We start from the raw sequence: 23,920 nt of genomic DNA, 5'->3' as shown, positions 1-23,920 counted from the left end.
GTGTCCGGGGCCGCCCCCACCGGGTCAGGCCCCTGTCACGGGGTCGCTGTCACGGGCCGCCGTCACGGGGTCCGGGTGAACACCGCCACGGTGCGGGCCGGAACGGTGAAGGAGCCCGTGTCCTTCGCGTAGGACGAGGACCTGACGACCGCGTCCGCGCCCGACGCCTGCACCGGGTGCAGCGTGTACGCCGTCCCGGACAGCGAGCCGACGGTCTGCTTCTGCTTCTCCGGGGTCGCGTTGAAGACGATCACGAGGTCGCCGAGGCGAGCGGTGATCACTCCGGGGGTCTCGTCCTTGCCCGACAGCGGGAAGGAGAGCTGCGACTGCACCTGGGCGGCCGTGGAGAGCGAGAAGACCTTCTCGCCCGTACGGATGTGCTGCAGGTCCCGGAAGGCGGCCGAGGTGCCGTCGATCTGCTCGCAGCCCACCTTGACGGAGGTCAGGAGCGGCTTGGCGAACGGCCACTTCGAGGTGTTGTCCGCGGCCATCGGCAGCCCGCGCCCGAATCCGTTGCCGTCCTGGCAGTTCCAGTGGACGGCGTTGAACCAGTCGCCGCTGTCGAAGGAGTTGCGGTCCAGCGACTTGGAGCGCAGCAGGTCGGAGCCGGCCTGGGAGAGGGACGGACCCTGCGAGAGGGTGGCCGTCGCCATCGCCAGGACCTGCATCCGGGCCCGGTCGGCGGCGCTCGTCGTCGCGGGCAGCTTGTACGTCAGCGCGTCGTACAGCGACTCGTTGTCGTGCGCGTCGGCGTAGGCGAGCGCGTCGCCGGGCGCGGCCGCGTAGCCGGCGGGCTGGCCGTTGTAGTCGACCTCGGAGCCCTTGACCTCCTTGCCCGCGGTGTCGGTGAAGCGGTACGCCGCCAGGTTGCCGGCCAGGCCGACCTTGATGAGGTCCTGGTAGTGCAGCAGGCGGGCCTTCTGCTCGGCCGGGGTGCCGTTGGCGGTGGAGGAGTTGGGGTCGGTGTACAGGCCCGAGCCGAAGCCCTGGACCCCGGGGTCGGAGTCGAAGGGGCCGCCGCCGCGGACGGCGTCACGGGCACGGTCGGAGAAGGTCGCGATGCCCGTCCCCGCCATGTTCTTCTGGGTGGCCTGGACGAAACGGGCGTCGTCGGCGACCTCGCCGAAGTTCCAGCCCTCGCCGTACAGGATGATCTTCTTGCCGTCGACACCGTCCTTGGCGGGGGTCAGCCCGTCGAGGGCCTTCCTGACCGCGAGGATGTTGGCCTTGGGCTGGTGTCCCATGAGGTCGAAGCGGAAGCCGTCGACCTTGTACTCCTTGGCCCAGGTGACGATCGAGTCGACCACCAGCTTGCCCATCATGGCGTTCTCGGTCGCCGTGTTGGAGCAGCAGGTGGAGTTGGCGACGCCGCCGTCGGCGAGGAGCCGCTGGTAGTAGCCGGGGACGACCTTGTCGAGGACGCTGGTGTCGGCCTGGCCGCTGGCGGCGGTGTGGTTGTAGACCACGTCCATGACGACCCTGAGGCCGTCCTCGTTGAGCGACTTGACCATCGAGCGGAACTCGACCGTGCGCCGGGTGCCCTCGGGGTCGGTGGCGTAGGAGCCCTCGGGGACCGTGTAGTGGTACGGGTCGTAGCCCCAGTTGTAGGCGTCCTTGGCGGCGGTCTTCGCCACGCACTCCTGCTGCTTCTCGGAGTCGGCGGCGTAGGAGGCCAGGTCGCAGTCGGTGCTCTGCCGGTCCGCCTTCCTCTCGGGGATGGTGGCGATGTCGAACGCGGGCAGCAGGTGCACGTACGAGGTGCCGGACTTCGCCAGCGCCTTCAGGTGCTTGGAGCCGTCGCTGTTCTTGTCGGTGAAGGCGAGATAGGTGCCCTGGTCCTTCGCGGGGACGGTCTTGTCCGCCACCGAGAAGTCACGGATGTGCAGTTCCTGGATCTGCGCGTCCTTGAGCGGTACGGCCTTGGGCTTCTTGAGTGCCGACCAGCCGGACGGGGCGAGGGACTTGGCGCCGAGGTCGACGACCAGGCTGCGCTTCGAGTCGGTGGTCAGGGCCACCGAGTAGGGGTCGGTCACCTTGTTGGTGACGATCTTCCGGACGGTCGGCGCCCACACCTTCACGACGTAGCGGTAGGGCTTGTTCGTCCAGGACTTCTTGCCGGTGACGGACCAGACGCCGGTGGCGCCGTCGCGCTTCATGGCGACGGTGGAGCCGTCGAGGTCGAGGCTCACCGACTGCGCGGTCGGGGCCCACACCGAGAGGGTGGGGACACCGTCGTGGAAGACCGGCCCGAGGTGGGCCTTCGTCGCGGGGTACAGGTCGTCGAGAACTCCGGCGATCTGCACGCCGGTCGCCGCGAGCACGGCGCCGTTCGCGGCCCGCTGCGAGGCGACGAGCTGACCGCCGAGCGCGGAGCGCACCCGGTCGCGGTCGCGCGGGTCGACGGACCAGGCGGTGTACGCCTTCAGGTGCGGGAACTTCGCCTTCTGGGCGTCGGTGAGAGTGGTCTTCCCCAGCCGCAGCCAGCGCTCGTCGTCGCTGGTCAGCCCGCCGTCCTTGACGGCGATCGAACCGTCGCGGGAGGAGAGGAGCTGGGTGGAGACGGCGGCGTCGGAGCCGTTCCAGGCGACCGTGTAGCGGTCGATCCAGACCGCCTTGGAGGTGGTCAGGTCGAGCGCGGCCGCGCTGCCCGCGGGCTGCGGCAGCAGGTACTTCTCCTGGCCGCCGAGCAGCCACACCTCGTGGCCGTTCGCCGTGAGGTCCAGCGACTGGTCGGTGGGCAGGTCCTTGTCGTCGCCCTTGTGGAGGATGTAGCTGAGGCTGTCGGCGCCCTCGGCGAGCGGCACCTCGAAGACGGCGCCGTAGGCGTCGGTCCGCGCCGGCTCCAGGGGCTTCGTCCAGTCCGTGGGCGTCGCGGCGCCGGTCCAGGTGTGCAGACCCCAGCCGGCGTAGTCGCCGTCGGCGCGGTGGTAGTGGATGACCGCCTTGCCCTTGTCCTGGGCGGGCAGTTCGGGCCGCTCGGTGAGGACGGTGTCCTTGCCCTGCTCGACCCAGACCTCGCCGGTCTTGGTGACGTCGATCGTGCGGTCGCTCGCGACGTCCTTGTTGCCGTCCTTGTCGATGACCAGGAAGCCGACGCTGGAGGCGCCCGGCTTCAGCTTGACGTAGGCGAAGGCGCCGTAGGCGTCGCGGCCGACGAAGTCGTGTCCGGCGGGCCAGGTCGTGCCCTCGCCGTCGGCGATGTCGCCCCAGGCGTACAGGCGCCAGTCGGTGTAGTCGCCGTCGGCGCGCTTGTAGTGGACGACCGCGTAGTCGCGCGAGGAGGCCGTCGGGGTCTCCGGGGCGGGCGCGGTGCCGGTGGTGGACTCGGCGGTCGCGCTCGCCGTGCGTCCGGCCGCGTCGACGACGACGGCCTTGTAGCGCAGGGCGGTTCCGGCCGGTACGTCCTCGCCGATGACCTGGGTGACCTTGTACGGGGCGTGGTCGGCGGAGCCGAGGGTGTGCCACTTGCCGTTGCCGGTCTGGGCGGCGAAGACGACCCGGTCGAGCTGTCCGCCGGTGACGTCCGCCGAGAGTTCGACGGTGCCGGTGGCGCCCGCTGCGGGGGCCTTCAGGGTCAGCGTGGGCTTGGTCGCGGGGGCGGCGAGCTTGCCCGCGGCCTTGAGGACGATCGCCGAACCCGCCGGGACGGTGACGGTGACCTTCTTGTCGCCGTCGCTCTTCACCGAGGCCGAGGTTCCGTATACGGCGCGGAAGGTCATGTCCGCCGAACCGGTCGCGAAGGTGGCCGGCTTCGCCTCGTCCGCGTTGTTCACGGCGACGACGTACTCGGTGCCGGTCTTCGCGTCCGTACGGGAGAAGGCGTACACGCCGGCGCCGTCCGCGGCGTACCGCTCGGTCTGGACTCCGTCGGTGAGGGCGGGGTTGTCCTTGCGCAGCTTGGAGAGAGCACTGATCGTCTTGTAGAGCGGTGCGCTCGTGTCGTAGGCGTCGCTCGCGTGGGTGCGGGCGGTGCCGATCTCGTCGTCGTCGAGGTAGTCGCCGACCTTGGAGGCGAACATCGTCTGCCGGGCGTCCTTGTCGCCGCCGGAGCCGGTGAAGCCCTGCTCGTCGCCGTAGTAGACGACGGGGTTGCCGCGGCTGAGGAACATCAGCTCGTTGGCGAGCCTGTCCTTCTTCAGCAGTTCGGCGTCGGTCGCCTTCGGGTTGTCCTGGTCCAGGAAGTACCCGATGCGGCCCATGTCGTGGTTGCCGAGGAAGGTGACCTGCTCGTACGCGTTGGCCTTGTCGGTCGTGTACTTGTAGTCGTCGCCGAAGACGGACGCCAGCTTCTGGGCGTTGCCGCCCTGCGAGGCGTAGGAGCGGGCGGCGTCCTGGAACGGGAAGTCGAGGGTGGCGTCGAGGCGGCCCTGGGTCACGTACGGCGAGGTGATCGACGTGTCGGCGGAGTAGACCTCGCCGAACATGAAGAAGTTCTTGCGCCCGTGCCGGGCGGCGTACGCGTCGAGGGCGGTCGCCCACTGCGTCCAGAACTCCATGTTCACGTGCTTCACGGTGTCGATCCGGAAGCCGTCGATGCCGAAGTCCCCGACCCACTTCTCGTAGATCTTCTCCATGCCGCTGACGACCTCGGGACGCTCGGTCCACAGGTCGTCGAGGCCGGAGAAGTCGCCGTAGGTGGTGGACTCGCCGGCGTAGGTGGAGTCACCGCGGTTGGTGTACACGGCCGAGTCGTTGAGCCACGACGGGACCTTGGCGTTCTTCTTCGCGGCGGGAACCGTCGGCGTGCGGGGGAAGGAGTCGGCGTCCACCGACGGGAACCCCTTGGTGCCGTCCGCGTAGTCCGCGTCGTCGAACGGCTTGCCGTCCTTGGTCAGGTACGGGAAGGCGCCCTTGGAGAGGTAGTTGTAGGACTTCTCCTTGTAGTCGACGACATCGGCGGTGTGGTTGGTGATGACGTCGAAGAAGACCTTCATGCCCTTGGCGTGGGCCTTGGAGATCAGTGTCTCCAGGTCCTTGTTGGTGCCGAAGTGCGGGTCGACCTTGGTGAAGTCCGTGATCCAGTAACCGTGGTAGCCGGCCGAGGCGTCCTTGCCGGTGCCCTGGACGGGCTGGTTCTTGAAGATCGGCGCCATCCAGATGGCGGTGGTGCCGAGGCCCTTGATGTAGTCGAGCCGCTTCGTCAGGCCCTTGAGGTCGCCGCCCTGGTAGAAGCCCTTGTCGGTGGGGTCGTACCCGGTCGACAGCCTCGAACCGGTCAGTCCGCCCTTGTCGTTGGACGTGTCGCCGTTGGCGAAACGATCCGGCAGGACGAAGTAGAACTGGTCACGGGTGGAGTCGTGCCGTGACGGCTCGGCGGCGAGCTTCGCGTCCGACGGCGGTGCGGGCGGGGTCTGGGCCCGCGCCACAAGGGGTTGCGCAAGCGATACGGCCAGTGCGGCGGCGAGGACGGCTGCACGCAGCCTGGGACGGCTGGTGCGGCCCGCCGGCCCTCTCGGTATCAGGTCCACAGTCGTGAACTCCTAGCGATTACGGCGTACTCGGGTCCGACCCCGCGCAGCGTTTCGGCCACGATGCCGAACGCCCGCGTGACCGTATCGCTCACGCAAGGTTTACAGCAAGAGTCTTGCAACATGCGGAAAGGGTTTTCAGCAGCTGGACTTGCCCGCGTAGATCGCGAGGGCCGTGTTGGCGCCCAGCGTCGCCGTGAACTGGCCAGAACTGTTCACGGTGATGCTCGTGTTGTTCTGGACGTTGCAGTACGTTCCCGCGGCCAGGGAGGTGCTGTACGTCCGGCTCAGCGCGGAGGTCTCGTGGTTGATGGCCACGAAGCCCTTGCCGCCCCGGCCGAAGGCGATCGCGTCGTTACCGTTGTCCCACCAGTTGGAGAGCGCTTGCCCCCGCGTGGCGTTGCGGAAGGCGACCATCGACCTGATCTCCGGCCAGGCGTGCTGACACTTCCAGCCGTCCTGCCAACAGGCGTTGACGGTACCGCCGTTGGGCGGTCCGGCGTCGATGTTCGACCACTCGTAGGCGGAGTTGATGTCGGGGGCGCCGTAGGGGTAGGCGAGCATGAAGACGTTGGCGAGGGTGTAGTTCGCCCCGTCCTTGTAGTTGAGCGTCGAGCCGTTGCGCTCGGTGTCGTGGTTGTCGACGAAGACGGCCGAGACCGAGCTGCTCATGTAGCCCCAGCCCTCGCCGTAGTTCTTCAGGTAGGCGAGGTTCTCGTTGTTGAAGACCCGCTTGAGGTCGTAGGCGTAGCGGAACTCCTGGACGTCGCCGTTGCCGGTGTACTCGGTGGGCTGGACGGCCTCGCCCGCGCCGTAGATGGCCTCCTGCTTCCAGTAGACGGACGGGTTGCTCAGCCGGGACTTGATGTTGGCGAGGTCGGCGGCCGGCATGTGCTTGGCCGCGTCGACGCGGAAGCCGTCGACGCCGTAGCCGAGCAGGGTGTTCATGTAGCCGGCGATGGCCGACCGGACGTACTCCTCGCCGGTGTCCAGGTCGGCGAGACCGACGAGTTCGCAGTTCTGGACGTTGGCGCGGTTGGTGTAGTCGCTGATGGAGGAGGTGCAGTTGTCCATGTCGGCCGAGGAGTAGAGGCCCGGGTAGTTGTACTTCGTGTACGAGGAACCGCCCGTACCGGTGCCGGATCCGGCCGCCATGTGGTTGATGACGGTGTCCGCCACGACCTTCACACCGGCCGCGTGGCAGGTGGTGACCATGTTCTTGAAGGCGGTGGCGTCGCCGAGCCGGCCGGCGATCTTGTAGCTCACGGGCTGGTACGAGGTCCACCACTGCGAGCCCTGTATGTGCTCGGCGGGCGGGGACACCTGGACGTAGCCGTATCCGGCGGGGCCCAGCGTGTTGGTGCATTCCTTGGCGACCGAGTCGAATTTCCACTCGAACATGACGGCGGTGACGTCCTTGGTGCCGGGAGGCGAGGCCGCCGCCGTACCAGGGGGAACGGTCACGGTGACCGCCAGGCCCGCCACGAGGGCGAACGATGCCGCTAGCGATTTTCTTGCCATGTGGGGTACTCCTGCACTTCGTCGTGCGGGTGGGGGGATCGGAACGTACCGCTTGCAATCATGTTTCAGCAAGATGTCGAAAGAACTTCCAACTCCCTTATTGACGCGCCCCCTTGGGCGGTCCCACGCTCCACACGGGTCAGCTCCGCGTCCCCGCGGCCGCGCTGACCGATCCGGAGAGGAGCCGCATCCCCGATGGCTTTACGACGAAGAAGGGTCCCCCGGCTGCTGGCGACAGCCCTGCTGGCGCTCGGCGGGCCGGCGGCGCTACCCGCCCAGCCGGCAGCGGCGACGGCGGACACGGGTGTCCCCAACGGCGACGTGATCGCCAACCTTTGACATCCTCCCCCTGCTTGAAAGAGGGGGATTCCAACCTGGCCGGGTTGGGGTTCACGGACGCTCGACCGCTGTTCGGGCGGTGTCGTCCCTCCGGCACCGGCTGTTCGCCGGGGGCGGGGGATCCCGCCCTGTCCTGCCGCGACGTTGGCTGCTGCGTTGGTGTCCGCGTTGCAGGTGAAGCCGCAGGAGGAGCAGCGGAACTCGGCTTGGCTCTTGCGCGAGTTCTTGTCGATCCTCCCCCACTGCCTCAAGGGCGTGGGAGGTGCCCCCAGCAGGCGCTGCAGCGCAGACTGGTACAGGGGGCCGGCACGTCCTCGATGCGGCCCGGGGCCTTGTGCCCGGTGCGCCGGCGGAGCAGGCCCCAGCCCTGGGCCAGGATCGCCCGGTTCAGCCCGGCCTTCTGCCTGACCTGCTTGCCGGGCTGCTCGGTGGTTCCCCTGGCCGAGCGGGTCATGTTCTTGATGTTCAGCTTCTCGAACCGCACCAGGTCATAGCTGCGGGCGAGCATCGTGCTGGTCTTCTCGCACCAGTCCTTGCGCCGGTCTGCTTCACGCGCTTTGAGCCTGGCCGCCTTGGCGTACTCCGCGGCCTTCTGCTCGCTTGCCTTCGGGGCGCGTGCGGCACGGCGCTGGTGTTTACGGACCTGCGCGCGTTCCTTCACGGTGAGCTGCGGGCAGTTCACCTTCCGCCCGTCGGAGAGGGCGGCGGTGATCCTCACGCCCCGGTCGATACCGATGACCTCTCCGGTACCGGGCACCTCGATGGGGGCGGGGATGATCGCAAAGGCGATGTGCCACCGGCCGTTACGGTAGGTGACCCGGAACGTCTTCGCCTTCGGCAGTTCAGAGCCCTTGCCGTTGCGGCTGAGCCGGAAGCGGACCCAGCCACAGCCGGGCACCTTCACCCGAGCCCACCGGCGGTTGAGCCTGTGCACCACCACCGAGCGGCCCATGACCTGCCTGCCGGTCTTCGCGTTGAGCTTCGGCGAGCCGTCCTCGGTCAACTCCGGGACGCGGTCGGTGCCGATGACACGAAAGCCCTCATGCACGAACTTCTTGTGCGCCAGGTCGGCTCACCGAACCCGGACCTGAAGCGAGCGTTCTTAGCCGTGGCAAAGTCCTTCAGGGCCTGTTGCTGCACGTCCGCGTTCCCGGCGCCGAGCCACTCATTGTCGCGCCGGGCCTCGGTGAGCTGGCGACACTGCTCGGCGAAACCGGGCGCCGCCCCGCGGCCCCTGTACCAGTGCGCGTGCTGCTCGACCGCCGGATTCCACACGTACCGGGCATGCGCACAGTGGCCGAGCATGATGCCCGCCTGCGCGTTCGTCGGGTACAGCCGGAAACGTGACATGCCGCGAACCTAGCCACCCCTGTTCCCCTCCCGCACGCGCCTTCGGCCGGTCTCACCCGTGGGAGTGACCGACACGTCCCCTCTTCCAGGGCGGCTTTCGGACGCAGAGCCCCAAGCCCGCCGTCACCACCACCTGCCGCAGGCCAGCCCCGGCAGCACACCTTCCGCAACGCCGGATCGCCCTGCCTGCGATCCGGCTTTCCCTGTCCCGCTACGCGGGATCCGGCATTCACCCCAGCACTGAAGGACCGGGCACCCTGCGAGGAAACGAGGTGGAGGTAGGCGGACACACGGAAGCGGTGCTCCGGCCGTCAGGTTCCGGAGCACCGCTTTCCGTGCGTGTGTCGACCGCCCGTCGGACGAGCGGTACTCCGGTGGTCAGGACCGGAGCACCGCTCAGGCGTGTGTCAGACGGCCCACCACACGGTCGTGTCGGCGGGCAGCTTCGCCTCGCCGGCCTTGGACAGGGTCACCTCGCCGCTGGAGACGAGCACCCGGCCGTACGCGGGAACGGTCACGGCCTTGTTCCCCGTGTTCGCGGTGCAGACGAAGTCACCGCGACGGAAGGCGAGAACGCCCTCCGGTGCGGTCAGCCACGTGACGCCGTCGCCCGCGCCGAGGTCGGCACGCTCACGCCGGACGGCGAGCGCGTCGCGGTACAGCTCCAGGGTGGAACCGGCCACGCCGGTCTGCGCCTCGACGCTCAGCTCGGCCCACTCGGCGGGCTGCGGCAGCCAGCTTCCGCCGTCGCCGAAGCCGTACGAGGAGCCGGCGCGGGTCCACGGGATCGGCACCCGGCAGCCGTCGCGGAAGCCGTCCTGTCCGGCGCCCCGGAAGTAGGCCGGGTCCTGGCGCACCTCGTCCGGCAGGTCGACGACGTCCGGCAGGCCGAGCTCCTCGCCCTGGTACACGTAGGCGGAGCCGGGCAGCGCCAGCATCAGCAGGCTCGCCGCGCGGGCCCGGCGCAGCCCGAGCTCCCGGTCGCCCGCGGTGCGGATCTGGGTGCCGAGGCCGGCCTCGTTGGCGAACCGGGTGGCGTGCCGGGTCACGTCGTGGTTGGACAGCACCCAGGTGGAGGGGGCGCCGACCGGGCGCATCGCGTCGAGCGTGCGGTCGATCACCGCGCGCAGCTCGGCCGCGTCCCAGTGGGAGCCCAGGTACTGGAAGTTGAAGGCCTGGTGCAGCTCGTCGGGGCGCACGTAGTTCGCGGTGCGCTCGACGGTGGGCGTCCACGCCTCGGCGACGAAGATGCGCTCGCCCGAGTACTCGTCGAGGATCGTGCGCCACTGCCGGTAGATGTCGTGCACGCCGTCCTGGTCGAAGAACGGCATGACATCGTTGCCCAGCAGTTTCAGCTGTTCGCGGTCGCCGAGGTCCGGCAGGCCCTCCGCCTTGACCATGCCGTGCGCGACGTCGATACGGAAGCCGTCGACACCCATGTCCAGCCAGAACCGCAGGATCGAGCGGAACTCGTCGCCCACGGCCGGGTGTTCCCAGTTGAAGTCGGGCTGCTCGGGCGCGAAGAGGTGCAGGTACCACTCGCCGGCGGTGCCGTCGGGCTCGGTGACCCGGGTCCAGGCCGGGCCGCCGAAGATGGACTCCCAGTCGTTGGGGGGCAGCTCGCCGTTCTCGCCCTTGCCGGGACGGAAGTGGTAGCGGTCGCGCAGCGAGGAGCCGGGGCCCTCGCGCAGCGCGCGCTTGAACCACTCGTGCTGGTCCGAGGAGTGGTTGGGCACGAGGTCGACGATGATCCGCAGCCCCAGACCGTGGGCGTCGCGGATCAGGGCGTCGGCGTCCAGCAGGTTGCCGAACATGGGGTCGACGGCCCGGTAGTCCGCCACGTCGTAGCCGGCGTCGGCCTGCGGCGAGGCGTAGAAGGGGCTGAGCCACACGGCGTCCACGCCGAGGTCGCGCAGGTACGGGAGTCGGGAACGTACGCCCTCCAGGTCGCCCATGCCGTCGCCGTTGCTGTCGGCGAAGCTGCGCGGATAGACCTGGTAGATCACCGCGTCGCGCCACCAGTCGCGATGCGCGGCGACGGTGGCGAGAACGGAGTTCGGGGCCTGGTCGGCGGAGTGCTGGCTCATGGCGTCCTTGATGCGATGAGGGTCCCCGTGTCCGGGCGCTGCCGGGCTTGGGGAGGAAATCGGCTGTGGGGGCAGACCCCTGCTCGCGCGAGGCCGGGAGCACGGGGCGGAAGGCTTCGGGGCGGGGGGAGAGATGAGGCGGCCGCGGTACCGGCGGGGTCGGATGGGCACCGCGGCCGCCACCCGCGCGCGATGAGCGCGCGGGAGTCTGGGGCGTTGTGGGGCGTCCTGGCGGATCAGCCCTTCGTGCCGCCCGCGGTGAGTCCGGTCACCAGGTTCTTCTGCACGAGGTAGAAGAAGGCGGAGACGGGTATCGCGACCAGCACGGCGGTGGCCGCCATGAGGTTGCGCTGCGCGTCGTGCTCGCTGACGAAGCTCTGGAGTCCGACGGCGAAGGTGTACTTCGAGTCGTCCAGCATGAACGTCGAGGCGAAGGCGACCTCACCGAACGCGGTGATGAAGTTGTAGAAGGCCGCCACCGCGAGACCCGGCTTGGCGAGCGGCAGGATCAGCCGGAAGAAGGTGCCGAAGGGGCTCAGTCCGTCGACACGGCCGGCCTCGTCGATCTCGAACGGGATGGTGTCGAAGTAGCCCTTGAGCAGCCAGGCGCTGTAGGGCACCGCCGTCGAGCAGTAGACGAGGATCAGGCCGAAGTAGTTGTCGATGAGCTGCAGGTCCGAGAGGATCTGGTACATCGGCACGATCAGTACGGCGATCGGGAACATCTGGGTGACCAGCAGGACCCACATGAACTTCTTGTAGCCGGGGAAGCGCATGCGCGAGACCGCGTAGCCGGTGGTGGCCGCGACCATCACGCCGATGACCGTGGTGCCGAGCGACACGATGAGCGAGCTCTTCATCCACGCGAAGAAGTTCGTGTGCTGGAGCACGAAGGAGTAGTTGTCGAACGTCATCGTGTCCCAGATGCGTCCGGGGTGCAGGTAGTCGTCCTGGCCCGGACCGAGGGACAGGAAGACCAGCCAGGCGATCGGGAACAGCGCGACCAGGCTCGCGACGGTCAGGATGCCGTGGGAGACCAGCGAGCCGAGGAGGCTGCGCCGGCCGCGCTCGCGCGCCGGGCGGGGCGGCTCGGCGGACCTGGTGGTCTGGTCGGCCGGAGGCGTCTGCAGTGTGGTGGTACTCATGGAGACTCCTGCCTCAGATCGCGAGCTGCTGGTCATTGCGGTTCAGCCAGCGGCGGTAGAAGGAGGTGAAGACGATCAGGATGGCCAGCAGCAGCATGCCGTAGGCCGCCGACTGAGCGAAGTCACGCGGCTGCTGTCCGAAGCCGAGGTAGTAGGCCCAGGTGACGAGGATCTGCGCGTCCGGCGCGGTGCTGCCGAAGAGCAGGAAGATCACGGCGAACTGGTTGAAGGTCCAGATGATGCCGAGGAGCACGACGGTGGAGCTGACCGACCTGAGGCCCGGCAGGGTCACGAAGCGGAACTGCTGCCACTTGTTGGCGCCGTCCATCTCGGCGGCCTCGTACAGCGTCCCGTCGATGGACTGCAGTCCGCCGAGCAGCGAGACCATCATGAACGGCACACCGCACCAGGTGTTGACCATGATGGCGGCGAAGCGCTGCCAGAAGGTGTCCTCCAGCCACGCGGGCGCCGGCAGGTGCACCGCGTCGAGCATGGAGTTGATGATGCCGCCGTCGGCGAGCATGAAGCGCCAGCCGAAGACGGTGACGAAGGTCGGCACGGCCCAGGGCAGGACCAGGATCAGCCGGTAGACCGTACGGCCGCGCAGCTTCTGGTTGAGCAGCAGCGCGAGGCCCAGGCCGACGCAGTAGTGCAGGGCGACGCAGATGGCGGTCCAGGCGATGGTCCAGATGAAGTGCGACCAGAAGCGGTCGTACGACGTCGGACCCCACAGGATGTCCTTGTAGTTGTCCAGACCGATGAACTTGTAGGTGGCGTCGATGTGGTTGACGCCGATCGTGCGGGCCGAGTTGAGGCTGTTGGCGTCCGTCAGCGTCAGATAGAGGCCCCGTACCAGGGGATAGAGCACCAATCCGCCGAGTACGACGACGACCGGGGCGATCATCGCGTACGCGTACCAGTACTTCTGGTACGAGTGCTTGAGACGCTGCATCCGGCCGGGACGCGGTGCTCGGTCACCGCGGCGCTTGCCGGTCGCGCGGTCGATGGCGACTGTCATGGTTCGACACCTTCTGCAAGATCAGGAGTTGGGCGCACACAGCCGGTGGCCGCCGGTTCCGTTCCCCCGGTTCTCGGGGGTCCCCCCGGCCCGACCGAGGTCGGGCCGGGGAAGGATCCGGCGGCCACACGGGCTCACTTGCTGAAGTCGGGCACGAGCTTGGCGATGGCCAGCTCGACGTTGCTCAGGCCCTTGTCCAGGGACTCCTTGCCACCCGCGATCTTGGGCAGCTCGGTGTCGAGCGGGCCCCACAGGGAGCCGTACTCGGGCAGCGCCGGGCGCGGCTGGGCGGCGGGGAGGACGCCCTGGTAGCCGGCGATGCCCGGGTTGGCCTTGACCTCGGCGGTGTAGGCGTCGTCACGCGTCGGCAGCGTGGAGTTCTTCAGCGCGATGGTGGCCTGGGACTTCGCCGAGGTCATGAAGTTGACGAACTTCAGCGAGGCCTCCTGGTGGGCCTTGTCCGAACCCGCGTACACGGAGAGGTTGTGGCCGCCGGTCGGGGCGCCCGCCTTGCCGCTGGAGCCGGCCGGGACGGTGGCGATACCGAGGTTCGCCTTGTCCGCGAACGCCGAGCCCTTGTAGAAGTTGGTGATCTCCCACGGGCCCTGGATGATCGAGGCGACCTTGCCGTTGACGAAGGCGTCCTGGATGTGGGCGTACGCGTCGGCGGTGGTGTCCGCCTTGTGCAGGCCCTTGCCGGAGAACAGACCCTGCCAGGTGGTGAAGGCCTTCTTGGCCTCGGGCGAGTTCACCGTGATCTTCTTGGCGGTGGCGTCGACCGTGTTGGTGCCCTCGCCGTACAGGAAGGACTGCGCGTAGTAGGCCTGGGTCGAGCCCCAGTAGCCGTCGACGCCGGTCTTGGCCTTGATGGTGGCCGCGTTCTTCTTCAGGTCGGCCCAGGTCTTCGGGGCCTCGGTGATGCCGGCCTTCTTGTACAGCGCCTTGTTGTAGACGAGCGCGAGGGTGTCGGTGACGAACGGCACGCCGTACGTCTTGCCCTCGTACTTGGCCTGCTCGATCAGGCTGGGCTGGAACTTCGCCTGGTCCGCGAGGGCCGCCGTGCCGTCGAGCGGCAGGAGGTAGCTCTTCTTCGCGAAGGCCGGGGTCCAGCCGACCTCGGAGCGCAGGACGTCCGGGGCGCCGGAGGCACCGGCGGCCGTGTCGAACTTGTTCTGCGCCTGGTCGAAGGGCACGTTGACGTACTTGACCTTGATGTTCTTGTTGGCGGCCTCGAACTCCTTGGCCAGGGCCTTGTACGTCGGCGCCTCATTGGTGGCGTTGGACGTGTCCCACCACGTGATGGTGACCGGCCCGCTGGCCTTGTCGCTGCTGTCACTGCCGCTGCCGCCGCAGGCCGTCGCCGCGAGGGCGAAAGACGCCACCAGCGCGCTGGCCGCTATGCCACGCCGCATGAGTTCTCCTTGAGGGTGAAAGCCCGAGTAGGTGGGGAACCGGTCCCGCCCGGTCCCCTTGCCGACTTGCCGACTGCGCCGTTGCGTCCGCCGGGCGACTGGAACGTAACAGCGATGTAAGCGGCGCGAAAGGTCTTGCAGCAAAAAAGTGAAAGACCTAACGACAGTTATGCGGCCGTGACCTCGTGGCGGCCGTCCCGAAACCCCGCTACCAGGCCGCTCAGCAGACATACGGACGTCTGTGCAAGACTCTGCAAGCTCTTGCCACGGATGTCGCATACGGGGATCATCGGCCGTCAGTGTCTTGCAGGAGCCACCCCTTCCCGCGCGGCACACGCACGGGACACCGAGCCGACCAGAACACGAGGGAGCGCGATGACGCAGCAGCCCGGAGCGGGCCGATCAACCGCTCGCACACGGCGTCTGGTTGGTGGGCAGGGTGAGATGCGACCGGTACAGTCCAATCCTGTGACCACACGGCTTGCCGACATCGCAGCCCAGGCGGGGGTCAGTGAGGCGACCGTCAGTCGCGTCCTGAACGGGAAGCCGGGCGTCGCCGCGACCACGCGGCAGTCCGTCCTGGCCGCGCTCGACGTACTGGGCTACGAGCGCCCGGTGCGCCTGCGGCAGCGCAGCGAGGGCTTGGTGGGCCTCATAACCCCCGAGCTGGAGAACCCGATATTCCCTGCCCTCGCGCAGGTGATCGGGCAGGCCCTGACGCGCCAGGGCTACACCCCCGTGCTCGCGACCCAGACTCCGGGCGGTTCCACCGAGGACGAGCTGACCGAGATGCTGGTCGACCGCGGGGTCGCCGGCATCATCTTCGTCTCCGGGCTGCACGCCGACACCTCGGCCGACATGCAGCGCTACGAGCAACTTCGGGGCCGCGGTGTCCCCTTCGTCCTGGTCGACGGCTTCTCGCCGAAGGTGCAGGCGCCGTTCATCTCTCCGGACGACCGCGCGGCGATGGCTCTCGCGGTCACCCACCTCGCCTCCCTCGGGCACACCAGCATCGGACTGGCCCTCGGCCCCAAGCGGTTCGTGCCGGTGCAGCGCAAGATCGAGGGCTTCGTGCGCACGATGCAGGAGCAGCTGAACCTGAGCCCCGCGGACGTCGAGGAGCGGCTGGTCCAGCACTCTCTGTACACGCTGGAGGGCGGCCAGGCCGCCGCGAGCGCGCTCATGGACCGCGGCTGCACGGCGATCGTCTGCGCCAGCGACATGATGGCGCTCGGTGCGATACGGGCGGCACGTCAGCGCGGTCTGGAGGTCCCCACGGACATCTCGGTCGTGGGATTCGACGACTCGCCGCTGATCGCCTTCACCGACCCGCCGCTCACGACGGTCCGCAAGCCGGTGCCGGCGATGGGCCAGGCCGCGGTGCGCACGCTGCTGGAGGAGATCGGCGGGACGCCCGCGCCGCACAGCGAATTCGTGTTCATGCCGGAACTCGTGGTGCGCGGTTCGACCGCTTCTGCCCCTGGGGACCGGAATCGTCCCTGAGCAGGACGACAAAGGGGGCGAAGCACTCCCACAGGTGTAGAAAGTGCGGCCAGAACCCGACCGGAGCATCATCGGTGAGGGAAGGCTTTTCTGGCAGACTCTGTGCCTATGGGTGATTCGACCGTGACGACACTGGAAGGCCGGGATCAGGTCGCTCCACAACCCGTCGCGGAGGAGAAGGCGGGGAACGGACTCCTGCGTCGTATGCGGGCCCCGCGTCGCCCCCGCGTCTGGTTCGAAGTCCTGCTCATCGCCGTGAGTTACTGGACGTACTCGCTGATCCGCAACGCCGTGCCGGAGCAGCGGCACGAAGCGCTCCGCAACGCGGACTGGATCTGGCGGATGGAGCACCATCTCGGGGTCGCCGTCGAGGAATCGGTCAACCACGCGGTGAACTCGGTCGGGTGGCTGATCATCGGGATGAACTACTACTACGCGACCCTGCACTTCGTGGTGACGCTGAGTGTCCTGGTCTGGCTGTACCGCTGTCATCCCGGCCGCTACGCGGCGGCCCGTCTCGCACTTTTCGCCACCACGGTGGTGGCGCTCGTCGGCTACTACCTCTTCCCGCTGGCGCCACCCCGTCTGATGACCGGCAGCACCTTCGTCGACACGGTCATGGTCCACCAGACCTGGGGCTCGATGGCCTCCGGCGATCTGAAGCACATGTCCAACCAGTACGCGGCGATGCCGTCCATGCACATCGGCTGGTCCCTGTGGTGCGGGCTCAGCCTCTTCGCGCTGGCCAAGGCCCCCTGGGCGCGCATCCTCGGCGTCCTCTACCCGACGGCCACGCTCGTGGTCATCGTCGCCACCGCCAACCACTTCTGGCTGGACGCGGTGGGCGGCGCGCTCTGCCTCGCCTTCGGCTTCCTGGTGACACGCCTGTGGTACGGCGCGCTGCCGTACGCGCTGCCGCAGTGGGTGCCGGGGACGCGGCGGGTCACCGGCGGTCCCGCGGACGAAGGATTGAACGACGTGCGGACGAGAGCCTGAGCGACGGCGTACGGGACGACGCCCAAAGAGCCTGAACGACGTCGGGCCCTCACGTTCAGTGACCGCCGGGCGCGCCGTAGAACAGTTCGTCCACCACGGCCCGGGCCCGCCGGGTGGTACGCCGGTAGTCGTCGAGCATGTCGCCGACGTGCCCCGGGTCGTACCCGAGATAGCGGCCCACCGCGGCCAGCTCCCGCCCGTCCGAGGGGAAGGTGTCGCCGGCCCTGCCCCGCACGAGCATCACGGCGTTGCGTACCCGGGTGGCCAGCACCCAGGCCTCGTCCAGCGTCGCCGCGTCCTCCGTCGACAGCAGTTCCGCCGCTCGCGCCGCGGCCAGCGCCTGACGGGTCCGGGTCGTCCGCAGGCCCGGCTCGACCCAGCCGTGCCGGAGCTGGAGCAGCTGGACCGTCCACTCCACGTCGGACAGACCGCCGCGCCCCAGCTTGGTGTGCAGGGTGGGGTCGGCGCCGCGCGGCATCCGCTCCGACTCCATCCGGGCCTTCAGCCGCCGGATCTCCCGTACGGCCTCCTCGCCCAGCCCCTCCGCCGGATACCGGAGCGGGTCGATCAGCTCGATGAACCGGCTCCCCAGGTCCGTGTCCCCGGCCACGGTCTCCGCCCGCAGCAGCGCCTGCGACTCCCACACCAGCGACCAGCGCCGGTAGTACGCCTCGTAGGACTTCAGTGTCCGCACCGGCGGCCCGGACTTTCCCTCGGGCCGCAGATCCGCGTCGATCAGCAGCGGCGGATCCGCGCTGGGGAGCTGGAGCAGCCGCCGCATCTCGGACACCACGGCGTTCGCGGCCCGCGCCGCCTCCTGCTCGTCCACGCCCTCACGGGGCTCGTGCACGAAGAGCACGTCCGCGTCGGAGCCGTAGCCGAGCTCGTGACCGCCGAAGCGGCCCATCCCGATCACCGCGAACCGGGTGGGCAGGGTGTCGCCCCAGCCGTCGCGCACCACGGCCCGCAGGGTGCCCGCGAGCGTCGCCGCCGTCAGGTCCGAGACCGCCCCGCCGACGAGGTCGACCAGCGCCCCCTGATCGGCGACGGCCGGCGTCTCCTCGGTCCCGTACGAGGCGACGATGTCCGTCGCGGTGATACGGAACAGCTCCCGGCGCCGGACACCGCGGGCGACGGTCACGGCCTGCTCGCCGTCGTCGGCCCGCCGCACCGCGGCGAGGATCTCCTGCTCGAGCTGGGCACGGCCGCGCGGTTCGAGGCCGCCGCTCTCCCCGTCGCCCAGCAGGGCCACCGCCTCCGGCGCGCGCATCAGCAGGTCGGGGGCGAGCCGGCCCGCCGAGAGCACCCGCGCGAGGTTCTCGGCGGCGGCGCCCTCGTCCCTGAGCAGCCGCAGATACCAAGGGGTCTTGCCCAGCGCGTCCGACACCTTGCGGAAGTTGAGCAGACCGGCGTCGGGGTCGGCCGAGTCCGCGAACCAGCCCAGCAGCACGGGGAGCAGGGTCCGTTGGATGGCGGCCTTGCGGCTGACCCCGGAGGCCAGCGCCTCCAGGTGGCGCATGGCGGACGCCGGATCGGCGTACCCGAGTGCGACGAGCCGCTCCCTGGCCGCGTCCGGGCTCAACCTGCTCTCGCCCGGGGCCAGTTGAGCGACCGCGTCGAGCAGCGGCCGGTAGAACAGCTTCTCGTGCAGCCGCCGGACCACGGCCGCGTGCCGCTTCCACTCCCGGTTCAGTTCCTTGACCGGGTCGACGCGCAGCCCCAGCGACCGTCCGATCCGGCGCAGATCGGCCTCGTCCCGCGGCACCAGGTGCGTGCGCCGCAGCCGGAACAGCTGGATGCGGTGCTCCATCGACCGCAGGAAGCGGTAGGCCTCGTCGAGCTGTACGGCGTCGGCGCGGCCCACGTATCCGCCCGCGGCGAGTGCTTTCAGGGCGTCCAGGGTGGTCCCGCTGCGCACGGTCGTATCGGCCCGGCCGTGCACCAACTGGAGGAGCTGCACGGCGAATTCGACGTCCCGGAGTCCTCCGGGGCCGAGCTTCAGCTCGCGTTCGATCTCGGCGGCCGGGATGTTCTCCACCACCCGGCGCCGCATCTTCTGCACGTCGGCGACGAAGTTCTCCCGCTCGGCGGCGTGCCACACGAGCGGGGCCAGGGTGGCGACGTACTCCTCGCCCAGCTCCAGGTCCCCGGCCACCGGGCGGGCCTTGAGCAGCGCCTGGAACTCCCAGGTCTTGGCCCACCGCTGGTAGTAGGCGAGATGGCTGCTGAGCGTCCGCACCAGGGGGCCGTTGCGTCCCTCGGGGCGCAGGTTGGCGTCGACCGGCCAGATGCTGCCCTCGACGGTCGTCTCCGAGCAGATCCGCATCATGTGCGAGGCGAGCCGGGTGGCCGCCTGCACGGCCTTGGCCTCGTCGGCCCCTTCGACGCCCTCCCCGACGAAGATCACGTCGACGTCGGACACGTAGTTCAGCTCGTGTCCCCCGCACTTGCCCATCGCGACGACGGCGAGCCGGCACAGCGCGGCGTCGTCGGGCGCGGCGGCCCCGGCGATGGCGAGCGCCGCGCGCAGCGTCGCGGTGGCGAGGTCGGCGAGTTCGGCGGCGGTCTGGGCGAGGTCGATGGTGCCGCACACGTCGCGCGCGGCGATGGAGAGCAGGCAGCGGCGGTAGGCGACGCGCAGCGAGAGGGGGTCGGCGGCGTCCGCCAGTCCCCGCTCGAACTCCGGGACCCCGGGATGCAGGTCCCGCGCCTCGTAGGTGACGAGTGCCTGCCAGTCGTGCGGGTGCCGGGCGAGGTGGTCGCCGAGCGCGGCGGAGGCTCCGAGCACTCCGAGCAGCCGGTCCCGCAGCGGTTTGGACGCGATCAGCGTGTCGAGGAGCTCCCGCCGGGCGGCGTCGCCGTCCTGTGCCTCGACGAGCCGGACGAGTCCGAGCAGGGCGAGATCGGGGTCGGCGGTGGCGCCGAGCGCGTCCAGGAGGACCGGGTCGGACCGTACGGGTGCCAGTTCGGGACCTTCCAGGAGTCCCTCGGCCGCGGACGGATCGGTGAAGCCGTGCCGCAGCAGCCGCGTGAAGATACTGCCTCTGCGCCCCGGCGCCGTCATCCCGGCCTCCTGTCGGATCGGACTTCACGGATCATCGGATCAAGGTCGTGCGATGCGAGCCTAACCCCGGTCCCCAGGGTGGCGCCCCGCGCCGGTCTGGGCTTCTGTGGACAGAGCCATGAGCGGTTCGAGAAGGGAATCAAGCCATGGACATGACCCTCGAAGTGATCCTGTTGCCGGTCTCCGACCTGGACCGGGCCAAGGAGTTCTACCGGGACAAGGTCGGCTTCCATGTCGACCTGGACGGGGAGGTGATGGAGGGGGTGCGGATCGTGCAGCTGACGCCGCCCGGGTCCGGGTGTTCGATCGCGCTCGTCGACGGGCTCGAGGTCCCGACAGGGACGCCGCGGCCGGGGACGTACCACGGGATGCAGCTGTGCGTGACGGACGCCAAGGCGGCGTACGAGGAGCTCACGGCCCGGGGGCTCGACATCAGCGAGCCGGTGGAGTTCGCGCCGCGGGACGGTGCCACGTTCATGTACTTCAAGGACCCGGACGGGAACGGCTGGGCGGTCCAGGAGTACCGGCGGCGGGCGACGGAGCCGCTGCACCAGGTGCTGAGCGAGCTCGCCGCCCGGCGGCAGTAGTTCATCCGCTCTTCATCCCTCCGGTTGGGCGACGTGAGGAGAGGGAATTTTGGCGTGCGCATGCTCTGTCCGCACCGCCACCGTCGTCTCTCCCCCCACCGGAGGTCTGAAGTGTCCGGCAGAAACGTGTACACCCGCAGCCGTGCCGTCGTGGCATCCGCCCTCGCCTTCACCGCGGCCGCGGTCGGGCTGTGGACGGGCTTCGCCGGCTCGGCTCCCGCGCACGCCGCGGCCGCGGTCCCGACCCCGGACCACGTCGTCGTCGTGGTCTTCGAGAACCACGCGTACAGCCAGGTGATCGGCTCCTCCAGCGCCCCGTACATCAACTCGCTCAGGACCGGCGGGGCCAACCTCTCCCAGTCGTACGCCGAGACGCACCCGAGCCAGCCCAACTACTTCGCCCTGTTCTCCGGCTCCACCCAGGGCGTCACGGACGACAGCTGCTACACGCCCGGCTTCTCCTCCGCCCCCAACCTCGCCTCCGAGCTGATCGCCGCGGGCAAGACCTGGGGCAGCTACAACGAGACACTGCCCAGCCAGGGTTCGACCACGTGCAGCAGCGGCAAGTACGCGCGCAAGCACAACCCCTGGTTCGGGTTCAGCAACGTACCGACGTCCAGCGCGAAGACGTTCGCCCAGTTCCCGACGGACTACACGACGCTTCCGCAGGTCTCCTTCGTGGTCCCGAACCTGTGCAGCGACATGCACGACTGCTCGGTGTCCACCGGTGACACCTGGCTGAAGAACAACCTGGGCGCGTACGCCACCTGGGCCAAGACCCACAACAGCCTGCTCGTCGTCACCTTCGACGAGGACAACCGGCTCGCCGGCAACAGGATCCCCACCGTGCTGTACGGCCAGCAGGTGACCGCGGGTTCCTCCTCCACCACCACCTACAACCACTACGACCTGCTGCGCACGCTGGAGGACATGCACGGCCTCACGCACGCCGGCAACGCGGCCTCCGCCAAGGACATCACGGGCATCTGGACGTCCTGACATGTACCTTGCGGACAGCCGCGCCGGTACACCGGAGAGCACGGCCGCGTCCGCGGAGAGCGCCGCCCGGCCCCGAGCCGGGCGGCGCCTCACCGCGGTCGGGCCCACGGTGCTGGCACTCGGCACGGTCAGCCTGATCACCGACGTCTCCTCGGAGATGGTGACGGCGGTCCTGCCCCTGTACCTGGTGGCGGGACTCGGCCTGTCGCCCCTCGGCTTCGGGCTCCTCGACGGGATCTACAACGGCTTCTCGGCCCTGGTCCGCCTGGCCGGGGGACATCTCGCCGACCGGGGCGGCGGCCGCCACAAGTGGGTGGCGGGTGCCGGATACGCCCTCTCGGCCGTCTGCAAACCGCTGCTCCTGGTGGCACAGACCCTGACCCCCATCGGCCTGGTCCTCGCCGCCGACCGCACCGGCAAGGGCCTGCGCACCGCCCCGCGCGACGCCCTGATCTCCCTGTCGAGCAGTCCAAAGACGCGCGGCCGCGCCTTCGGCGTCCACCGCGCGATGGACACGGCGGGCGCCCTGCTGGGCCCGCTCGTCGCCTTCCTGATCCTCCGGGCGACCGTCGACGGCTACGACGCGGTCTTCATGGTGAGCTTCTGCGTGGCCGTCGTGGGCGTCCTGGTCCTGGTGCTGTTCGTGCCGGGGCGGCCGGCCGCGCGGTCCGCACGTACGACGCCGACGCCGACGCCGGCCGCCCGTCCGGGGTCCGGGGTCTTTCCCGCCCCGACCATGGACATCCGGGAACCGGGAACCCCGGGCAGCGCCACCCCGCGCCCGGCCCCCACCCCGCGCGCCGCCCCCACCCTGCGCCCCGCCCTCGCGCTGCTGCGCCGCCCGGAGCTGCGCGGCATCGCGCTGTGCGCGCTCCTGCTCGGGCTCGCCACGGTCAGCGACTCGTTCATGTTCCTGCTGCTCCAGCGCAGGCTCGGGGTGCCGGACCACTGGTTCGCGCTGCTGCCCGTCGGCACCGCCGCCGCGTTCCTGCTGCTGGCGGTACCGCTGGGCCGGCTGGCGGACCGGGCCGGCCGATGGCAGGTGTTCCTGGCCGGTCACGGAGCCCTGCTCCTCGCGTACGGCCTGCTGCTGACGTCCTGGCACGGTACGGCGCTGCCGTTCGCCGTCCTGTTCCTGCACGGCGGCTTCTACGCGGCGACGGACGGCGTACTCATGGCCGCGGCCTCGGACAGCGTGCCCGAGGAACTGCGGTCGTCCGGGCTCGCGCTGGTCCAGACGGGGCAGGCGCTGGCCCGTTTCGTCTGCTCGCTCGCCTTCGGCGCGGCCTGGACGGCGTGGGGCGACCGCACGGCGCTCACGGCGTCGGCCGTGGCACTCGCCCTGTGCGCCCTGTTCTCGACGGTCCTGCGCCCCGTCCGCCGCACCCCCTCAGAAGGCCTCGTATGACGCTGCGAACCCGCATCCTGGTCCTGGTCTCGGCCCTGGTCGTCCTGGCGGGCGTCGCGACGGCCTCCGTGCTGCACGCCTCGGCCCGCGCGGAACGCCGCGACCGGGCCCAGCCGGGCGGCCCGCGGATCACCGCGGGGCCGGTCTCCCTGACCGGCTCCCGGCGGCTGGTGTTCCGGAACATGGCGTGGGGCCCGCACCGCGACGAGCTGACGTCCGTCCCGGCGTCCGACCCGTCGGGTCCGCGCACCGCGTCCAAGGTCAAGTGCCTGCGCTTCTACGCCGCTTCGGGCACCGGGGTGTGCCTCCAGGCGGTGCGCGGCACGGTCCAGGACACCTACCGGGCGGTGATCCTCGACGCCGCTCTGCGCGTCAGGGCCCGCTACGACGTGCCCGGCATCCCGTCCCGCGCCCGCGTCTCGCCCAGCGGCCGGTACGCCGCCTGGACCGCGTTCGTGGGCGGCGACTCCTACGCGGGCACGAACTTCTCCACCCGGGCGGCGATCGTCGACACCCGCACGGGGAGGCTGACACCGTCCCTGGAGGCGTACCGGGTGGTGAAGGACGGCAGGACCTACCGGTCGGCCGACGTCAACTTCTGGGGTGTCACGTTCACGGACGACGACCGCGGGTTCTACGCCACCATGGCCACGCACGGCACGACCTACCTGGTCCGCGGCGACCTGGCCGCCCGCACCGTCACCACCCTGCGCACGAACGTGGAGTGCCCGTCCCTGTCCCCCGACGGGACCCGGGTCGCCTTCAAGAAGCGCGTCAAGGGCCTTCCCCAGGAAGCTCCTTGGCATCTGTACGTCCTGGATCTGCGCACCGGGCACGAAACGGCGCTCGCCGAGCCCCGCAGCGTCGACGACCAGGCGGTCTGGCGCGACGACCGCACCCTCCTCTACGCCCTCCCCGGCGACTACGGGGCCGACCTGTGGACACTCCCGTCCGACGGCACGGGAAAGCCGCGGCGCGTCAGCACCGCGGCCGTGTCACCCGCGTACGTGCGTTAGGGCCGGT

16 protein-coding genes and 1 pseudogene are annotated in these 23,920 nt (G+C 69.7%); 7 read left to right on the top strand and 10 right to left on the bottom strand.

Annotated features, from left to right (window positions below; all coding sequences use genetic code 11):
* Nucleotides 1-62 precede the first annotated feature (62 nt).
* Both pulA and ACFYW9_RS16965 read right to left on the bottom strand, forming a co-directional pair.
* Nucleotides 63-5,462 carry a pullulanase-type alpha-1,6-glucosidase gene (gene pulA / locus ACFYW9_RS16970; RefSeq protein WP_389150632.1) on the bottom strand — a complete coding sequence of 1,800 codons (5,400 nt, stop codon included), beginning with the start codon at nt 5,460-5,462 and terminating at the stop codon, nt 63-65.
* Between the two features lie 144 nt (nt 5,463-5,606).
* The gene (locus ACFYW9_RS16965; RefSeq protein ID WP_389150415.1) at nt 5,607-6,989 is read right to left on the bottom strand and encodes an alpha-amylase family protein; all 1,383 of its coding nucleotides are present in this window, start codon (nt 6,987-6,989) and stop codon (nt 5,607-5,609) included.
* Nucleotides 6,990-7,184: 195 nt separating this feature from the next.
* On the opposite strand from ACFYW9_RS16965, the gene ACFYW9_RS16960 reads away from it, so the two are divergent.
* Nucleotides 7,185-7,328 carry a hypothetical protein gene (locus ACFYW9_RS16960; RefSeq protein ID WP_389150644.1) on the top strand — a complete coding sequence of 48 codons (144 nt, stop codon included), beginning with the start codon at nt 7,185-7,187 and terminating at the stop codon, nt 7,326-7,328.
* A 179-nt stretch (nt 7,329-7,507) separates the two neighbouring features.
* Here ACFYW9_RS16960 and ACFYW9_RS16955 read toward each other — a convergent pair.
* From ACFYW9_RS16955 to ACFYW9_RS16925, 7 genes and pseudogenes are all read right to left on the bottom strand, one after another.
* A pseudogene (locus ACFYW9_RS16955) lies at nt 7,508-7,579 on the bottom strand (hypothetical protein); the annotation flags it as partial.
* Nucleotides 7,576-8,376: an RNA-guided endonuclease InsQ/TnpB family protein gene (locus ACFYW9_RS16950; protein WP_389150412.1), complete on the bottom strand. Its 801-nt coding sequence runs from the start codon at nt 8,374-8,376 to the stop codon at nt 7,576-7,578. The gene ACFYW9_RS16950 and the pseudogene ACFYW9_RS16955, both read right to left, overlap by 4 nt.
* Nucleotides 8,328-8,678 carry a helix-turn-helix domain-containing protein gene (locus ACFYW9_RS16945; protein ID WP_389150408.1) on the bottom strand — a complete coding sequence of 117 codons (351 nt, stop codon included), beginning with the start codon at nt 8,676-8,678 and terminating at the stop codon, nt 8,328-8,330. Before ACFYW9_RS16945 ends, ACFYW9_RS16950 begins: the two co-directional genes overlap by 49 nt.
* A 407-nt stretch (nt 8,679-9,085) precedes the next feature.
* A complete protein-coding gene (locus ACFYW9_RS16940) occupies nt 9,086-10,765 on the bottom strand; it encodes a glycoside hydrolase family 13 protein (RefSeq protein ID WP_389150405.1) in 1,680 nt (559 codons plus the stop codon).
* Nucleotides 10,766-11,001: 236 nt separating this feature from the next.
* A complete protein-coding gene (locus tag ACFYW9_RS16935) occupies nt 11,002-11,910 on the bottom strand; it encodes a sugar ABC transporter permease (RefSeq protein WP_389150401.1) in 909 nt (302 codons plus the stop codon).
* Nucleotides 11,911-11,923: 13 nt separating this feature from the next.
* Nucleotides 11,924-12,928 carry a sugar ABC transporter permease gene (locus tag ACFYW9_RS16930; RefSeq protein ID WP_351865050.1) on the bottom strand — a complete coding sequence of 335 codons (1,005 nt, stop codon included), beginning with the start codon at nt 12,926-12,928 and terminating at the stop codon, nt 11,924-11,926.
* Between the two features lie 134 nt (nt 12,929-13,062).
* Nucleotides 13,063-14,340 carry an extracellular solute-binding protein gene (locus tag ACFYW9_RS16925; RefSeq protein WP_389150396.1) on the bottom strand — a complete coding sequence of 426 codons (1,278 nt, stop codon included), beginning with the start codon at nt 14,338-14,340 and terminating at the stop codon, nt 13,063-13,065.
* Nucleotides 14,341-14,808: 468 nt separating this feature from the next.
* On the opposite strand from ACFYW9_RS16925, the gene ACFYW9_RS16920 reads away from it, so the two are divergent.
* Nucleotides 14,809-15,843, top strand: coding sequence for a LacI family DNA-binding transcriptional regulator (locus ACFYW9_RS16920; protein ID WP_326788172.1), 1,035 nt, complete (start codon nt 14,809-14,811; stop codon nt 15,841-15,843).
* 108 nt (nt 15,844-15,951) lie between these two features.
* Nucleotides 15,952-16,839, top strand: coding sequence for a phosphatase PAP2 family protein (locus ACFYW9_RS16915; RefSeq protein WP_389150393.1), 888 nt, complete (start codon nt 15,952-15,954; stop codon nt 16,837-16,839).
* Nucleotides 16,840-16,894: 55 nt separating this feature from the next.
* Here ACFYW9_RS16915 and ACFYW9_RS16910 read toward each other — a convergent pair whose 3' ends face one another.
* The gene (locus ACFYW9_RS16910; RefSeq protein ID WP_389150390.1) at nt 16,895-19,903 is read right to left on the bottom strand and encodes a bifunctional [glutamine synthetase] adenylyltransferase/[glutamine synthetase]-adenylyl-L-tyrosine phosphorylase; all 3,009 of its coding nucleotides are present in this window, start codon (nt 19,901-19,903) and stop codon (nt 16,895-16,897) included.
* A 146-nt stretch (nt 19,904-20,049) separates the two neighbouring features.
* Between ACFYW9_RS16910 and ACFYW9_RS16905 the strand changes: the two genes are divergently transcribed.
* The 4 genes from ACFYW9_RS16905 (at nt 20,050) to ACFYW9_RS16890 (ending at nt 23,913) form a co-directional block, all read left to right on the top strand.
* Nucleotides 20,050-20,490, top strand: coding sequence for a VOC family protein (locus tag ACFYW9_RS16905; protein ID WP_389150386.1), 441 nt, complete (start codon nt 20,050-20,052; stop codon nt 20,488-20,490).
* A gap of 111 nt (nt 20,491-20,601) precedes the next feature.
* Nucleotides 20,602-21,489, top strand: coding sequence for an alkaline phosphatase family protein (locus ACFYW9_RS16900; protein ID WP_389150383.1), 888 nt, complete (start codon nt 20,602-20,604; stop codon nt 21,487-21,489).
* Between the two features lies 1 nt (nt 21,490).
* Complete coding sequence (locus ACFYW9_RS16895; protein ID WP_389150380.1) at nt 21,491-22,897, top strand: MFS transporter; 1,407 nt, start codon at nt 21,491-21,493, stop codon at nt 22,895-22,897.
* A complete protein-coding gene (locus ACFYW9_RS16890; protein ID WP_389150377.1) occupies nt 22,894-23,913 on the top strand; it encodes a TolB family protein in 1,020 nt (339 codons plus the stop codon). Before ACFYW9_RS16895 ends, ACFYW9_RS16890 begins: the two co-directional genes overlap by 4 nt.
* The last annotated feature ends 7 nt before the right edge of the window (nt 23,914-23,920 follow it).

The sequence above is a fragment of the Streptomyces sp. NPDC002698 genome, assembly GCF_042888945.1.
Taxonomy (GTDB): Bacteria; Actinomycetota; Actinomycetes; order Streptomycetales; family Streptomycetaceae; genus Streptomyces.
The sequence above is the reverse complement of the archived record's forward strand: the minus strand, read 5'-3'. Positions and strand labels throughout refer to the sequence as shown.

Bases quoted from the DNA above. Each gene is read 5' to 3' on its own strand.
- ACFYW9_RS16915 (WP_389150393.1), top strand. From the start codon at position 15,952: ATGGGTGATTCGACCGTGACGACACTGGAAGGCCGGGATCAGGTCGCT.
- ACFYW9_RS16960 (WP_389150644.1), top strand. From the start codon at position 7,185: ATGGCTTTACGACGAAGAAGGGTCCCCCGGCTGCTGGCGACAGCCCTG.
- ACFYW9_RS16895 (WP_389150380.1), top strand. From the start codon at position 21,491: ATGTACCTTGCGGACAGCCGCGCCGGTACACCGGAGAGCACGGCCGCG.
- ACFYW9_RS16930 (WP_351865050.1), bottom strand. From the start codon at position 12,928: ATGACAGTCGCCATCGACCGCGCGACCGGCAAGCGCCGCGGTGACCGA.
- ACFYW9_RS16905 (WP_389150386.1), top strand. From the start codon at position 20,050: ATGGACATGACCCTCGAAGTGATCCTGTTGCCGGTCTCCGACCTGGAC.
- ACFYW9_RS16965 (WP_389150415.1), bottom strand. From the start codon at position 6,989: ATGGCAAGAAAATCGCTAGCGGCATCGTTCGCCCTCGTGGCGGGCCTG.
- ACFYW9_RS16890 (WP_389150377.1), top strand. From the start codon at position 22,894: ATGACGCTGCGAACCCGCATCCTGGTCCTGGTCTCGGCCCTGGTCGTC.
- ACFYW9_RS16940 (WP_389150405.1), bottom strand. From the start codon at position 10,765: ATGAGCCAGCACTCCGCCGACCAGGCCCCGAACTCCGTTCTCGCCACC.
- ACFYW9_RS16935 (WP_389150401.1), bottom strand. From the start codon at position 11,910: ATGAGTACCACCACACTGCAGACGCCTCCGGCCGACCAGACCACCAGG.
- ACFYW9_RS16910 (WP_389150390.1), bottom strand. From the start codon at position 19,903: ATGACGGCGCCGGGGCGCAGAGGCAGTATCTTCACGCGGCTGCTGCGG.
- ACFYW9_RS16925 (WP_389150396.1), bottom strand. From the start codon at position 14,340: ATGCGGCGTGGCATAGCGGCCAGCGCGCTGGTGGCGTCTTTCGCCCTC.
- ACFYW9_RS16945 (WP_389150408.1), bottom strand. From the start codon at position 8,678: ATGTCACGTTTCCGGCTGTACCCGACGAACGCGCAGGCGGGCATCATG.